This window comes from Nocardia sp. (assembly GCF_025465275.1).
Classification (GTDB): domain Bacteria; phylum Actinomycetota; class Actinomycetes; order Mycobacteriales; family Mycobacteriaceae; genus Nocardia.
The window spans coordinates 33957-48604 of sequence record NZ_JAODNK010000001.1 but is presented as its reverse complement, the minus strand read 5'-3'; the positions used below and the strand labels follow the sequence as shown (position 1 = coordinate 48604).

Here is a 14648-nt window from a genome sequence, read left to right as displayed (position 1 = left end):
TAGAGGTGTGGGCTAGCCGTGCGACTCGCGCGGTAGCCCGAGAATTCGTTCACCGGCGACGGTCAACAGAATCTGCTCGGTACCGCCTGCAATGGACAAACAGCGTGTGAGCAGGAATTCTTTCACCACATCGGTTTCTACCGCGCCCGCCGCGCCTGCCACTTCCACGGCAAATTCGGCGACCGCTTGCCGGTGTCTGACACCGACCAGTTTGCGAACGCTACTTTGCGGACCGGGGTCTCCACCGGATAGCAATTTCTGCGCAGCGCGGGCATCCAGCAACGTTCCAGCGATAGATTCGGAGACCAGTCCTCCGAGTCGATCCGCCACCAATTCGGCGCCCGGACCCGAGGACGGCGCGGCGGCGATCAACGCCTCCAGTTCGTCCCCGATGCCCTTGCCGCCCATGGCGACCCGCTCGGCGGAGAGCGTGGAGCGAGCGATCTTCCACCCGTTCTCCAGCGCACCCACCAGGCAGTCGTCCGGGACGAAGACATCGTCCAGGAAGACCTCGTTGAAGCGCGCCTCACCGGTGATCTCCACCAGCGGCCGGATATCCAGACCGGCGCTCTTCATATCGACCAGGAAGTAGCTGATGCCCTTGTGCTTCGGTGCGGCCGGATCGGTCCGCGCCAGGCAGATGCCCCAGGTGGCCTTGTCCGCCAACGAGGTCCAGACCTTCTGACCGCGCAGCTTCCAGCCGCCCTCGACCCGCTCGGCCACCGTGCGCAGCGACGCCAGATCGGAACCGGCCTCCGGCTCCGAGAAGAGCTGGCACCAGATGACCTCACCGGTCAGCGTCGGCAGCGCGTAGCGCTCGATCTGCTCGGGCGAACCCCATTGCAGCAGAGTCGGAATCGCCCAGTTGGCAATCGCGAGCTCGGGCAGCGTAATGCCCGCCTTGCGGACCTGGTCATCGATGAAGGTGCGCTGGATCGGACCGGCGCCACGCCCGTACGGCGCGGGCCAGTGCGAGGCCAGTAATCCGGACTCGGCCAGCGCATTACGCTGCTCCGCCTCCGGAAGAGCCGCGATCGTGGTGAGATCCGCGGCCAGCACGGCAGCCTCGGCGGCGTCCAAACCGACAGCGTCCCAATTGGGTTCGCCGCCCTCACCACCCGAAGCGGCAGCCAGATCCAGGCCCACCGTGCGGCGCACACCCGCGTGCGTCAGCTCGGTGACCCGAGCCCGCCAGCGGGCGGAACCGCCCAGCAACTGGCGCAGCGCGGTGGCCCGCCGCAAATACAGATGCGCATCGTGTTCCCAGGTGAAACCGATTCCACCGAGGACCTGAATGCAATCCTTGGCGTTCTCCACCGCGGCATCCAGCGAGATCGCCAGCGCGACTGCGGCGGACAGCGGAAGTTCGGCGGTCTCGGCATCCACGGCGGCGGCCGCATCGGCGGCCACGGCGCGAATTTGCTCGGCCCGGCACAGCATCCACGCGCAAATATGTTTCACCGCTTGGAATTCGCCGATCTTGCGCCCGAATTGTTCACGCACCTTGGCGTATTCGGTCGCCGTCTCCAAACACCAGCCGGCAATGCCGGCAGCCTCGGCAGCAATCAGCGTTGCCGCGATATCGAGTACCGACAGCGCCGGTTCGAAGAGGTGATCCGGCGCGACAGCAACTTCCGAGCACGACACTCGGGCCAGTGGCAGCGTCTTGTCGATGGCGTCCAGCGGCTCCACCCGCAGGCCCGCCGCATCGGCCTCGACCAGGCACCACAGCCGGCGCTCTCCGGCGCGAACCGGTACCAGAACAGCGGTGCCGGGCGCAGCGCCGAGCACCGAGTCCCACTCACCGGTCAGACTTGCCCCGGATTCGCCGATCGATATTGCGATTTCACCCTCGAGCGCAATGCCGCACGGCGTATTCTCGTCGAGCATCTCACCGGCAACGAGGCCGGCAAGAGCCGTGGAAAGCACGGGTCCGCCTACGAGATCATGCGCCGCCTGCTCCACCAGAACGGCCAGGTCTCCGACGGAACAACCCGCTCCGCCGGCCTCTTCCGGGACCGCGACCCGGAATATTCCGAGATCAGCGAGGCGCGACCAGTATTCGCGCCAAAAATCCGGCCCTCCGGTACGCATTGTTGCAATTGGGCGCACTGCCGCTGCCCATCCGCGCATCGACTCCTGGACGGCTTTATGCTCGTCAGTGGTGGCTATGGTCACACTCCATACCGCCTTTCTGGGGTGACTTCCACTCCTAGAACATGTTCTAATGTTCGAGCCGGGCGTAAGTCAAGCGCCGCCCGAACGCGGTACGAACTCGTAGCCGGTCGACGCCGGTGAGATGAACCGAACGATTCGTGCAGGAAAGGACTTTCAACCGATGGCCAGTCCCTCCCGATCGCAGTCCGACGATGGGGTTGCCGGCGCGCGCACCACCGCGCCCGTCACCACCCTCAGCGAGGAGGACCTGAGTTCGGCAGCGCAGCGCGACCGGCGCAAACGCATCCTCGACGCCACCCTCGCGCTCGCTTCCAAGGGCGGGTACGACGCGGTGCAGATGCGTGCGGTCGCCGAGCGCGCCGACGTCGCCGTCGGCACCCTGTACCGGTACTTCCCGTCCAAGGTGCACCTGCTGGTCTCGGCCCTGGCCCGCGAATTCGAGCAGCTCGAAGGCCGCCGCAAGCCCTTGCCCGGCAATGACCCCCGCGAGCGCATGCACCTGATGCTGACCCAGATCACCCGGGCCATGCAGCGCGACCCGCTGCTCACCGAGGCCATGACGCGAGCATTCATGTTCGCCGACGCCTCCGCGGCCGCCGAGGTCGATCGGGTCGGCAAGGTGATGGACCGCTTCTTCGCCCGCGCCCTCTCCGACGAGGTGCCCGACGAGCGCCAGCTCGCCATCGCCCGCGTCATCAGCGATGTGTGGCTGTCGAATCTGGTGGCCTGGCTGACCCGCCGCGCCTCCGCGACCGATGTGACCGAGCGCCTGGAGCTCACCGTCGATCTGCTCATCGGCGGCGAGAAGTCCTGAGCGCCGAGGCGAACGCAATCTAGGCATTCGCACGAATGACACCGGGGCCGCCCGTCCGAAAGGACTGGGCGGCCCTGTTTCGTGATTCTGGAACGTCACTGGTCAAGCCCCCGAAACGGCCGCTGCGCAAGCGGAAATCAGACATTGTGTGAACCGCAGGCAAGTGTCTTGTAAACGCTATGTATCACCGTCAGAACGAGCAGGCAATGAACACCCAGTAGAGTCACGCACGCCCTGAAAAATCTCCTCCGATCACTAGGTTGGATGCGTGAGCGCACAGGATTTGCCACTGGAACTTCGCCGTGCGTTGGCGGCTGTCGCCCGAGTGCCACGGCTGCTGGTCGCTTCGGACTACGACGGGACCATCGCGCCCATCGTCGACGACCCCGCGAAGGCCTATCCCCATAGGGAGTCGGTGAATGCGCTGCGCGCACTCGCCGGACTCACCGGTACCACCGCCGCAGTGATCTCCGGGCGCGCGCTGCGTGACCTCGCGGCACTGTCCCGCCTGCCCGTCGAGGTGCAGCTGATCGGCAGCCACGGCTCCGAATTCGATGTCGGCTTCGTGCACGCCATCGACAACGACGCCAAACAGCTACTGCAGGAAGTGCAGTCGACGCTGACCCAGATCGCGCAGGACAACCCCGGCGCGACCGTCGAGATCAAACCGGCCAGCGTCGCCCTGCACGTCCGCAATGCCAGCCCCGAAATCGGCCGTCGCGCAGTGGTTCAGGTGCGTCAGGGTCCCGCCAGCTGGGTCGGCGTACAGACCACCGAGGGCAAGGCAGTCATCGAGCTCGCGGTGGTCGAAACCGACAAGGGCGCTGCGCTGGACATCGTCCGGCATCAGCAGGGCGCCTCCGCCGCCGTCTTCATCGGCGACGATGTCACCGACGAGAAGGCGTTCACCCGCCTCTCCGGGCCCGATGTGGGCATCAAGGTCGGCCCAGGCGAGAGCCTCGCCAAATTCCGGGTGGACAGCACCGAGGACGTGTCCAAGGCGCTCGCCTTCATCCTGGAAGAACGCCGCACCTGGCTGGCGGGCGCCTCCGCCCCCCGCATCGAGCGGCTGACCATGCTGGCCAGCCCGCGCTCCAAGGCCCTCGTCACCCCCGACGGCACCATCACCTGGCTGTGCCACCCGGAACCGGATTCGGCGGCGGTGTTCGCACACCTGCTCGGCGGGCCGGGCGCGGGACACTTCGCCATCCATCCGGAACGCGCCGGACTGCCACTGTCACAGCGCTACAAAGACGGCACCATGACCGTCGAAACCCGGTGGGCCAGTTTGCAGGTCGTCGATTATCTGCCGCATGACGTGGTGCCCGAGCGCACCGATCTCACCCGCGTCATCACCGGCGATACCAAGGCCGTCATCACCTTCGCCCCGCGACCGGAATTCGGGCAGGTGCCGGTACGCATCGTGCGCGACCCCGCCGGACTGCGGGTGCAGGGCACCAATGATCCACTCGTGCTGCGCTCCCCGGGCGTGGACTGGGAGATCATCGACGAGGGCAATCACCACACCGCCCGTGCCACCGTGGACCCGCGCCAGGGGCCGGTTGTGCTGGAAATGCGTTGCGGCACCTCCGATCTCGCACCCTGTATGACCTCCGAGACGGACCGGCGCCGAGAAGCCGAACGGTACTGGTCGGATTGGGCTGCCACACTGGAGCTTCCGCCGCTCAAGCCGGATCTCATGAAGCGGTCCGCGCTCACCCTGCGCGGGCTGGTGCATCAGCCGTCCGGATCCATCCTGGCGGCGGCCACCACCTCGCTGCCGGAAGACATTGGCGGCGTGCGCAACTGGGACTACCGGTACTGCTGGCTGCGCGACGCCTCGCTCACCGCTGCCGCACTGGTATCGCTGGGCTCGGTCGGCGAGGCCGAAGAGCTGCTCGACTGGGTGCATCGGGTGCTGGAAACGCTGCCCGGACCCGAGCGGTTGCACCCGCTGTACACGCTCTACGGCGAGACGCTGCCGCCCGAGGCCGTCATCGACCAGCTGCCCGGGTACGCCGGGTCACGGCCGGTGCGGGTCGGCAATGCGGCGAACATGCAGGTTCAGCTCGACGTGTTCGGGCCCATCGTGGACCTCATCTCGCAGCTCGCCCACGCGCGCGAGCGCAAGGGCATCAACGACCCGAAAAAGGCGCTGCCGGACGCGGATTGGGATCTGGTGCACGCCATGGTCTCGGCCGTGCAGCGGCGCTGGCGCGAACCCGACCACGGCATCTGGGAGATCCGCGGCAACCCGCGGCACCACGTGTACTCGAAGGTCATGGGCTGGCTCACCGCCGACCGGGCGATCACCCTCGCCCGCCAGTTCGGCCGGACCACCGACCCCGAGTGGGAGAAGCTGCGCGACACCATCGCCGATGAGGTGAAGGCCGAGGGCTGGAACGAAGAGGTCCAGTCCTACACCGCCGCCTACGAGGGCACCGACCTCGACGCGGCCACCCTGCACATCGGGCTGAGCGGTCTGATCGACCCCTCCGACCCGCGCTTCGCCGCCACCGTCGTGGCCACCGAGGCGGAACTGCGCAGCGGCTCCACGGTGTACCGCTATCACCACGACGACGGTCTGCCCGGCGGGGAAGGCGGCTTCCACCTCTGTGCCGCCTGGCTCGTCGAGGCGTACCTGCTCATCGGTAAGCGCGAGGACGCCGAGGCGCTCTTCGCCCAACTCGTCGACGTGGCAGGCCCGACCGGCCTGCTGTCCGAGGAGTACGACCCGGTCGCCGAACGCTCCCTCGGCAACCACCCCCAGGCTTACAGCCATCTCGGCCTGCTGCGCTGCGCCCAACTCCTCTCGCAGCCGGTGCTCCCCCGCCTCTCCGGAACTTCAGCGCACGGCTAAGAGCCCCGAAAGTCCCATACTCCCCCGCCCCTCCGGAACTTCAGCGCACGGCTGAGAGCCCCTAGAGTCCCATTCGCGTAGCGCCGGTCGGGTGCGTCCTCGAGTTCTGGACGTACCCGAGGAGTTACCGGGCCCTCACGAAATCTGTCGTCACCATCGACCCCGCGAATACATTCGCGGGGTCTTTGCTGTTCCAGGGGATTTCCGTCGTGCAGCCGCGTGTTCAGCGCCACATTTGCCGGTCGTAATGCGGATGGGGCTGGACAGGTGCGCTACATTTTAATGGCAATCGTTTTCGTTTCGGATAAGCGTTTCAGGAGTTCCCGCGTGACCAGAAGCTTTGCAAAAGGATTCGCCGTGATCGCCGCGGGGCTCGCCACAGTGGCCACCCTGACCGCCTGCGGATCATCGAAGAACGATTCCGGCGGGCTCACCGTCGTGGCCTCCACCAATGTGTGGGGCGATATCGCGAAGACCGTCGCCGGACCGGATGTGAAGGTCGAATCGCTCATCAACGATCCGGCCGCCGACCCGCATTCGTACGAGGTCACCGCCGTCCAGGGCGCACAGCTCAGCGATGCGGATCTGATCGTCTACAACGGCGGCGGCTACGACAGTTTCATCGACAAGGCCATCGCCGGTAAGAACAAGCACACCGTGAACGCGGTGGACGTCGCCGGCGAGGGCGCACCCGGCGGCGCCTCGGCAGAGCCCGCCAAAGACACTGCCGCACATGATCACTCGGCGACCAACGAGCACGTCTTCTACGATGTGCACGCCGCCGGTCACATTGCCGAGCACATCGCCGCATCGCTGGGCGACCTCGATCCCGCGCACAAGCAGGACTACACCGATCGCGCCGCCGCTTTCACCGCCCAGTTGAGCGGAATCGAGGCCATTACCGCCAAGATCGCCGCCGAGCACCCCGGCCAGCCGGTGGTGCAGACCGAGCCCCTCGCCTACTACATGCTGCTCGACGCCAAGGCCGACGACCGCACCCCGCACTCCTTCCAGGAGGCCATCGAACAGGGCACCGACCCCTCCCCCGCCGATGTCGCCACCGTGCGAGATATGTTGAGCTCCAAGCAGGTTCGCGCTCTCGTCTACAATATCCAGACCGAGGACAAGACCACCAAGGATATGCGCGCCACCGCGCAGAAGGTCGGCCTCCCGGTCGTCGAGGTCACCGAAACCCTGCCCCAGGGCCTGGATTACGTCCAGTGGATGACCCGCAACGCCCAATCCCTCGCCACGGCACTCGCCTAGGCCCGACGACCATGCCTCCCACCACCGCCACATCTGCGGGAGTCGCACTGACCGAGCCGGCCGAACAGACCGGCCTCCGCACCCCGGGCGCACACAATGCGCCCGGCGTCACCGCCGCGTCAGCCCCCTCCCCCCGGACCACGACCACCCCCGGGAGCCCCACCATGAACAACTCCACCGAAACCTGTATCCCTGCAACAGAACAGGAGCGCCCCGCCCTAGACGCTCCGCCGAGCAGTGCAGCCGCCGGCGCAATTCATAGCGGCCTCTCCACCGCTAGCGTGAGCACCTCGCTCGACAGGGCGGACACTCCCCCGGACGGTATGAGCAGTCTCGTAGGCGGCGCGGACATCTCCCCAGACATCGCGAGCGCCCCTCTGAACGGCGCGAGCACCGCAGTGGGCGACGCGAGCGATTCAGTCGACGACGCTGTGGGCGCGATAGACACTGGTGCGGCGAAATTGGTTGCGGGCAAGGTTTTCTCGGGCGCAAGTGCTACGACACAAGCACGGGACGCGAGTACGGCGATCGGGGCGCGGAGTGCGGTCCCTGCTGTGCGGCTTACGGATGCGCGGTTGTCGTATGGGGATCGGACGCTGTGGTCGGGGTTGGATCTCGAGGTGGGCGCGGGGGAATTCATTGCCGTGCTCGGGCCCAATGGGTCGGGGAAGACTTCGCTGTTGAAGATGCTGCTGGGGCAGGTCCCGCTATCGCACGGGAGCGCGGAGATCGCGGGAACGGCTGCGCGGCTGGGGAATCCGGATATCGGGTATGTGCCGCAGCAGAAGACCATGGATGCCGGGATGCAGTTGCGCGGCGTCGATCTGGTCGGGCTCGGAGTGGACGGGCATCGGTGGGGATTCGGGTGGCGTGGGCGTGCGGAGCGGAAACGTAAAGTAGCGCAGGCTATTTCGGATGTAGGGGCGGGGAAGTACGCCTACGCGCCGCTGGACGCGCTCTCGGGCGGTGAGCAGCAGCGGCTGCGGGTCGCGCAGGCGCTGGCCGGGGATCCGCGGGTGCTGCTGTGCGATGAACCGCTGCTGTCCCTGGATCTGGCCAATCAGCGGCTGGTATCGCAGCTCATCGACAAGCGGCGGCGCACGCACGACACCGCGGTGCTGTTCGTGACACATGAGATCAATCCGATTCTGCCGCTGGTGGATCGGGTTCTGTACCTGGTCGACGGCAAATTCCGGATCGGGACGCCGGACGAGGTGATGACCTCCGAGGTGCTGTCCGAGCTGTACCGCACCGAGGTCGACGTGCTGCGGGTGCGCGGGCGACTGGTGGTCGTCGGCACCGGCGACACCATGGACGCGCTCGGCGAGGCCGGAGCACAGCACTGCCACGCCGAGAACGACGAGGTGCGCGCATGATCGACAAACTCTCCGGCGTCTTCTCCGGAATGTTCGACTTCTCCACCACCGCACACCTGATGTCCTACGACTTCGTACAGCAGGCGGTACTGGCGGCGGCGCTGCTCGGCCTGCTCGCCGGAGCCATCGGGCCGCTCATCATCAGCCGCCAGATGTCCTTCGCCGTGCACGGCACCAGCGAACTGTCGCTCACCGGTGCGGCGGCCGCACTGCTCGCCGGCGTGGGCGTCGGCGTCGGGGCCATCGCCGGATCGGTGGTCGCGGCCGTCCTGTTCGGCATCCTGGGTTCCCGTGCCCGCGAACGGGATTCGGTCATCGCCGTGGTGCTGTCCTTCGGCCTCGGTCTGTCCGTGCTGTTCCTGTGGCTCGGCCCCGAACGCGCGGGGTCCAAATTCTCGCTGCTCACCGGGCAGGTGGTGAGCGTCGGCGACAACGGCCTCACACTGCTGTCCATCTGCACCGTCGGCGTACTGCTCGTACTGGCCGCCGTCTACCGCCCGCTACTGTTCGCCAGCTCCGATCCGGAAGTGGCTGTGGCGCGCGGGGTTCCGGTGCGAGCGCTGTCGATCGTGTTCGCGGTGCTGCTGGGCATCACCGCCGCCTTCGGTGTCCAGATCGTCGGCGCGCTGCTGGTGCTGTCGCTGCTCATCACCCCGGCCGCCGCGGCCGCGCAGCTCACTGCCAGCCCGGTCCGCGCCACCGTGCTCGCGATCGTGTTCGCCGAAACCTCGGCCGTGGGCGGCATCCTGCTGTCCCTGGCGCCCGGCGTCCCGATCTCGACCTTCGTCACGGCCATCTCATTCACGATCTACCTGGTGTGCCGGTTCGTCGGCGCGCGCACCCGCAACCGCCGCCGCGAACTCGTCCCCGCCTGACGGGGCGTTTCTCGTCATTCCCCAACGTTTTTGGCCGGAATCCGCCTGTGGATCCCGGCCAAAAAAAGCTGCCGGGATGACGGGGATGCGATGTGCCGCGTGAGGGGCGGCAGATCGCGCTGCCGTATCCCTCCCGGGGAACCTCTTGTCCGGCCCGGGGAGGGATACGCAGAAATCAGCCTTCGCCGGCGAGGGCGAAGAGGCCGTCTGCGGTCTGCTCGATAAGCCCGTCGACCAGAAGCGAGTCCAGGGCGCGAGCACGTTGACCCGGATCGCGGGTCCAGGCCAGGTCGAGGCGGATTTGCTCGACCGGGCCGGTGGCGGCGCGCAGGACGTCGAGGAGGCGGCCGCGGGCCTGACGGTCGGTGCCCTCGTATTTCTGGGTGCGGCGCACCACCTCGGAGGCCGGACGACCCGCGGCGACCCAGGCGCAGGTGGGGAGCGGGCAACGGGTGCAGTCGGGGGTGCGGGCGGTGCAGACGGTCGCGCCGAGTTCCATGAGCGCGGCGGAGAAGACGGCTGCGCGGGGCACCTGCGCCGGGAGCAAGGCCTCGGTTTCCCCCAGGTCACGCGTGGCGGGATTGCCCGCCTCGGCGCGGCCGTGCACCGCGCGGGCCACCACGCGGCGAACATTGGTGTCCACCACCGGAACTCGCTGGCCGTAGGCGAAGCAGGCCACCGCGCGGGCGGTGTAATCGCCGATGCCGGGCAGGCTCAGCAGTACCTCGACATCGGCAGGCACCTCGTCACCGTGCTGCTGCGCGAGCACGCGGGCGCATTCGTGCAGCCGCAGCGCGCGGCGCGGATATCCGAGCTTGCCCCAGGCGCGCAGTACGTCGCCCTGCGGTGCGGCGGCCATGGCGGAGGGCACCGGCCAGCGCGCCACCCATTCGCGCCAGATGGGCTCGACCCGGACCACCGGGGTCTGCTGCAGCATGATCTCGCTCATGAGAATCTGCCAGGCGGTCACACCGGGGCGCCGCCACGGCAGGTCACGCGCGGTTTCCCGATACCAATCGATCAGAATGTCGCTATCCATCGTCCTTCGATTCTTCGCCGCGGGCTCACCAATTCGGCGGTCTCCTGGTCGGCGGGTAGTTGCCGGACCGTAACGTCTTGGACTCGCCAGTAACTGCTCCCCCATGGAAAATGAGACACATGCCCCATAACAACCCGATCAGTGCCTGGAAAGCCCTGCGCGAAGGCAATGATCGCTTCGTCAACGGCACGTTGCAGCATCCTAGCCAGGGCGCCATCGATCGGGCGAAGCTCCTCAGCGGGCAACAGCCCGGGGCAGTTCTATTCGGCTGCGGCGACTCCCGCGTGGCCGCCGAGATCATCTTCGACCAGGGCCTCGGCGATATGTTCGTGGTCCGCACCGCCGGACACGTCATCGACTCCTCGGTGCTCGGTTCCATCGAATACGGCGTGCAGGTACTGAACGTGCCGCTCATCGTGGTCCTCGGCCACGATTCCTGCGGCGCCGTGCGGGCTTCCATCGATGCCCTCGACCACGGCAATGTGCCCGGCGGCTTCATTCGCAGCGTCGTCGAGCGGGTCATGCCGTCGATTCTCATCGGCCGCCGCGAGGGCCTGCAATCGGTCGACGAACTCGAAGCCCGGCACGTCGAAGAGACCGCGCGCCTGCTCATGCAGCGCTCCATGATCATTTCCCAGCGGGTGGCCACCGGCGAATGCGCCATCGCCTGCGTCACCTACAACCTCGAAGAGGGACAGATCAAACTGCACCGGGTGATCGGCAATATCGGCGAAGTTGTCTGATTTCTCGGGAATCTCCCAGAGATAGCAGGATTCGGTCCCTGATGCCGAGACAATAACCGGCAGATGGGGATTGAGCCGACCGGTGTCCGGAAGCGGCGAAATGTACCTGGCACGTAGGTCGTTTCACCTCCGACACGCCGAGACCCTGAGGGGGATGCACCCGACGGTGCCCTTACCGTTGTCAGCGTGCTGGAACCGAATGGACCACTGCCGCCGGAAATCTACTGGCGCCGTCGCGCGATAGCGATCGGTGCGATAGCGGTCGCCCTCCTGCTGGTGCTCTGGGTGGCCGTCGCACTGATACGCGGCGGCGGCGACGACCACAAATCCGACGCCAAAGCCACCACCTCCGCCGCCGGGTCGACGAACAAGGCCGCCGGAGCTTCCTCCAGTGCGCCCGATTCGGGCGCGCCCAAGCCCTCCACCAGCGGTAGCGCACCTGTCAGCGGCAGCGCTGCGCCCGTAGCCGCGGGCGGACAGTGCCCCGACCAGTCCCTCGCCGTGAAGGTGAATGTCGGACAGCCGACTTACAAGACCACCGAGCAGCCGGTCTTCGGCATCGTCATCACCAATATCTCCAGCGCCGCCTGCGAACGCGATATGGGTTCCGGGCTGCAGCTGGTATCGGTGCAATCACTGGACGGCCAGCGCCGCCTGTGGTCCAGCACCGACTGCTACCCCGACGGCACCCCCGACCTGCGCACGCTGAACCCCGGCCAGCAGGCGGCATTCACCGTCACCTGGTCCGGCTCCACCTCGCAGCCCGGCTGCGCGGGCGACCGCGTACCGGTGCCGTCCGGTCCCTACACGGTTGTCGCCCAGCTGGGTTCGGTGCGCAGTGCACCCGAGCCGTTCAATATCGCCTGATTCCAGCACTTTTCAGCATGAAGGCCGGGACCCCACAGGGGCCCGGCCTTCGCCGTTGAAACGAGCTCGATCAGGCCCCTGGAAGCCCGCGTGACGGCCGAACACGCGCGCCGGGGGTTCCAAGACAGGGCACGCGTGCAAATCGCGTCTAATCCTCGATATCGGCCTTCGCCTTGGCGCGGCGCGGGCCGCGCAGCCCGCAGACGGCAAGGGCCGCACTGAGATCGGCGACCTCGTGCAACTTCATGGTGCGGCCCACCCGATCGACCCCGGCCGGGACCAGCGCCTCGGTGAAACCCAGCCGTTCGGCCTCGGCCAGCCGACGCGTCAGGCCCGTCACCTGGCGGACCTCACCGGCGAGACCGACTTCGCCGAGCACGATCATGCCGGTGCGCAGCGCACGATCCTGACTGGCACTCGCAATGGCAAGGGCGACAGCCAGATCCGCGGCGGGTTCGGTGAGGCGCATACCGCCGACGGTGGCGGCGTACACATCCTGCTTGCCGACATAGACGCCGCAGCGGCTCTGCAGCACCGCCAGCACCATGGAGACGCGGTTGTAGTCGAGCCCGCTCACCGCGCGGCGGGGCGCGGGCACCTGGGTCTCCACGGTGAGGCCCTGCACCTCACCGAGCATGGGCCGCTTCCCGTCCATGGCCACGGTGACGGCCGTACCGGACACCGCCTCACCGCGGTGGTGCAGGAACAGCCCGGAAGGGTCGTCCACACAGGCGATTCCGGCCTCGCGCATCTCGAAGCAGCCCACCTCATCGGTGCTGCCGAAACGATTCTTGATACCGCGCACCATGCGCAGCGTGGAGTGCTTGTCGCCCTCGAACTGCAGCACCACGTCCACCAGATGCTCCAGCGTGCGCGGGCCGGCGACCGAGCCGTCCTTGGTCACGTGCCCGACCAGCAGCACTGCGATACCGGTCGACTTGGCCAGCGAGGTGAGCGCAGACGTCACCGAGCGCACCTGGGTGACACCGCCGATCACGCCGTCGACATCGGCGGCCACCATGGTCTGCACGGAGTCGACCACCAGCAGCGTCGGCCGCACCTGCTCGACGTGCCCGAGAATCGTCGCCAGATCGGATTCGGCCGCGAGATACACCTTTTCGTGCACCGCGCCGGTCCGGTCGGCGCGCAGGCGCACCTGGCCCGCCGATTCCTCGGCCGTCACATACAGCGCGATTTCATCCCGCGCCCGAGCCCACCGGTGCGAGACCTCGAGCAGCAGCGTCGACTTGCCCACCCCCGGCTCACCCGAGATCAGCACCACCGAGCCGGGCACGATGCCGCCGCCCAGCACCCGGTCCAATTCGGAAACCCCGGTGGACCGCGCCTGCGTGGTCTTGGAATCGATACTCGAAATGGGAGCGGCCGCCGTACTCGGCAACATGGCCCGCCGCCCGCCCACCGCGACGGCAGCGGACGCCGTCGCCTCCTCGAGGGTGCCCCACGCCTCGCACGCCGGGCACCGCCCCACCCATTTGGCGACCTCGTTCGCGCAATCAGCACAGCGGTACAGCGATTTCACCTTGGCCACGCGGGCAGCCTAGTGACGGACTCCGACAGACAACTCCCACCGCACCGAGCGATAACCGCCAATTCGCCGCCCATCCGCCGACGACACGCCCGGCCTCCATACCGGCTCATCCAGAACGCACACGACAGCGCCGGTCGCCCCAGAAACGACCGCACCCCGCCTCGAAAATCCGAAGCGAGGTGCGAGACAAACGAATTCGATTCAGCCTAGTTCTCTGCCTCGGTGCAACCACCCCAAGTTCGCGGCCCGTCTCGGTCTGGACTGCGGCTCCATAGACCTGCGCCTTGGAGCGGGGGAGCGAAGCGGAGGAGCGGAGGAGGGAAGACCGAGACAAAGGGGGCCGCGAACCCGCCGGAGCGCAGCGGAGGCAGAAAATTCAGCGGAGGCAGAAAATTCAGTGCCCGGACTTGGTGTCGGCGGAAACCGGCTCGGAGCGCGGGTTGTCCGGCCCGGCGTCGACCGGGACGTTCAGTACGACGGTGCCGCCCTCTTTGAAGATGAAGGTGACCGGGTAGGTGAGGCCCGGGGTGATGTCCTTGGTCAGGCCGTCGACCTCGATGAGCAGCGGGTGCGCATCCGGATCGGCGGGCTTGTCACCGGCCGGCGCCGCGGCGGGCGTCGTGGTGGTGGACGTCTTGCTGAAGTTCGCGACCAGTGTGGTCTGGGCCTTGATATCGGCCTTGCCGTTGATCTTCGCCTGACCGAAATCGGTGGTGACGCTGACCAGCTCGTCCGGCGTGGCCTGGGCGAGGTTGGCAGCGCTGAAGGCGAGTACGGCCTTGCCGCCCTTGGCGTTGTTGTACTCCTCCGACTGCGGCAGCAGGAATCGCACGTCACGCAGGGCGATCTTGCCGACATCGGCGCTGTTGCCATTGACCGCCGCGACCTCGCGCGAGGTCTGCGCGAGCTGACCGGCACTGCAACCCGTCAGCGCGAGCACCGCGCCCGCGGCGAGTGCGGCAACTGTCAAGGCACTCCGGCGCGCCTTCGACGCTGTGGTGGCTTTCTGGGCAGTCACGGGTTGTCCTCCATGTCGACCGGGCTCACTCCACTATGCAGAGTAGTAGTCATGAAGAGTAAT

11 protein-coding genes are annotated in these 14648 nt (G+C 67.3%); 7 read left to right on the top strand and 4 right to left on the bottom strand.

Going from position 1 to position 14648, the window contains the following annotated elements; translation table 11 throughout:
- Positions 1-12: 12 nt before the first annotated feature.
- On the bottom strand, positions 13-2178 hold the full coding sequence (locus tag JWN03_RS00240; RefSeq protein WP_297607793.1) for an acyl-CoA dehydrogenase: 2166 nt from the start codon (positions 2176-2178) through the stop codon (positions 13-15).
- A 160-nt stretch (positions 2179-2338) separates the two neighbouring features.
- Between JWN03_RS00240 and kstR the strand changes: the two genes are divergently transcribed.
- The 5 genes from kstR to JWN03_RS00215 all read left to right on the top strand — a co-directional run bounded on the left by kstR (position 2339) and on the right by JWN03_RS00215 (position 9369).
- The gene (gene kstR / locus JWN03_RS00235; protein ID WP_297607791.1) at positions 2339-2992 is read left to right on the top strand and encodes a cholesterol catabolism transcriptional regulator KstR; all 654 of its coding nucleotides are present in this window, start codon (positions 2339-2341) and stop codon (positions 2990-2992) included.
- 268 nt (positions 2993-3260) lie between these two features.
- Positions 3261-5852 carry a trehalose-phosphatase gene (gene otsB / locus JWN03_RS00230; RefSeq protein WP_297607789.1) on the top strand — a complete coding sequence of 864 codons (2592 nt, stop codon included), beginning with the start codon at positions 3261-3263 and terminating at the stop codon, positions 5850-5852.
- A gap of 282 nt (positions 5853-6134) precedes the next feature.
- Positions 6135-7118 (top strand): metal ABC transporter solute-binding protein, Zn/Mn family, encoded by a 984-nt coding sequence (locus tag JWN03_RS00225; RefSeq protein ID WP_441342916.1) that lies wholly within the window; start codon positions 6135-6137, stop codon positions 7116-7118.
- A 527-nt stretch (positions 7119-7645) separates the two neighbouring features.
- Positions 7646-8494 (top strand): metal ABC transporter ATP-binding protein, encoded by an 849-nt coding sequence (locus JWN03_RS00220; protein WP_297607901.1) that lies wholly within the window; start codon positions 7646-7648, stop codon positions 8492-8494.
- The gene (locus JWN03_RS00215; RefSeq protein ID WP_297607784.1) at positions 8491-9369 is read left to right on the top strand and encodes a metal ABC transporter permease; all 879 of its coding nucleotides are present in this window, start codon (positions 8491-8493) and stop codon (positions 9367-9369) included. The genes JWN03_RS00220 and JWN03_RS00215 overlap by 4 nt, the downstream gene beginning before the upstream one ends.
- 175 nt (positions 9370-9544) lie before the next feature.
- On the opposite strand, the gene JWN03_RS00210 is transcribed toward JWN03_RS00215, so the two are convergent.
- Entirely contained in the window at positions 9545-10408 is an 864-nt protein-coding gene (locus JWN03_RS00210; RefSeq protein ID WP_297607781.1) for an A/G-specific adenine glycosylase, read from the bottom strand.
- A gap of 119 nt (positions 10409-10527) precedes the next feature.
- Between JWN03_RS00210 and JWN03_RS00205 the strand changes: the two genes are divergently transcribed.
- Both JWN03_RS00205 and JWN03_RS00200 read left to right on the top strand, forming a co-directional pair.
- Positions 10528-11151 (top strand): carbonic anhydrase, encoded by a 624-nt coding sequence (locus JWN03_RS00205; RefSeq protein WP_297607778.1) that lies wholly within the window; start codon positions 10528-10530, stop codon positions 11149-11151.
- Between the two features lie 186 nt (positions 11152-11337).
- Positions 11338-12018, top strand: a complete 681-nt coding sequence (locus tag JWN03_RS00200) for a hypothetical protein (RefSeq protein WP_297607775.1) — start codon at positions 11338-11340, stop codon at positions 12016-12018.
- A gap of 148 nt (positions 12019-12166) precedes the next feature.
- Here JWN03_RS00200 and radA read toward each other — a convergent pair whose 3' ends face one another.
- Together radA and JWN03_RS00190 are read right to left on the bottom strand one after the other, a co-directional pair.
- On the bottom strand, positions 12167-13567 hold the full coding sequence (gene radA, locus JWN03_RS00195) for a DNA repair protein RadA (protein ID WP_297607772.1): 1401 nt from the start codon (positions 13565-13567) through the stop codon (positions 12167-12169).
- A gap of 394 nt (positions 13568-13961) precedes the next feature.
- Positions 13962-14585, bottom strand: a complete 624-nt coding sequence (locus tag JWN03_RS00190) for a hypothetical protein (RefSeq protein WP_297607769.1) — start codon at positions 14583-14585, stop codon at positions 13962-13964.
- Positions 14586-14648 lie beyond the last annotated feature (63 nt).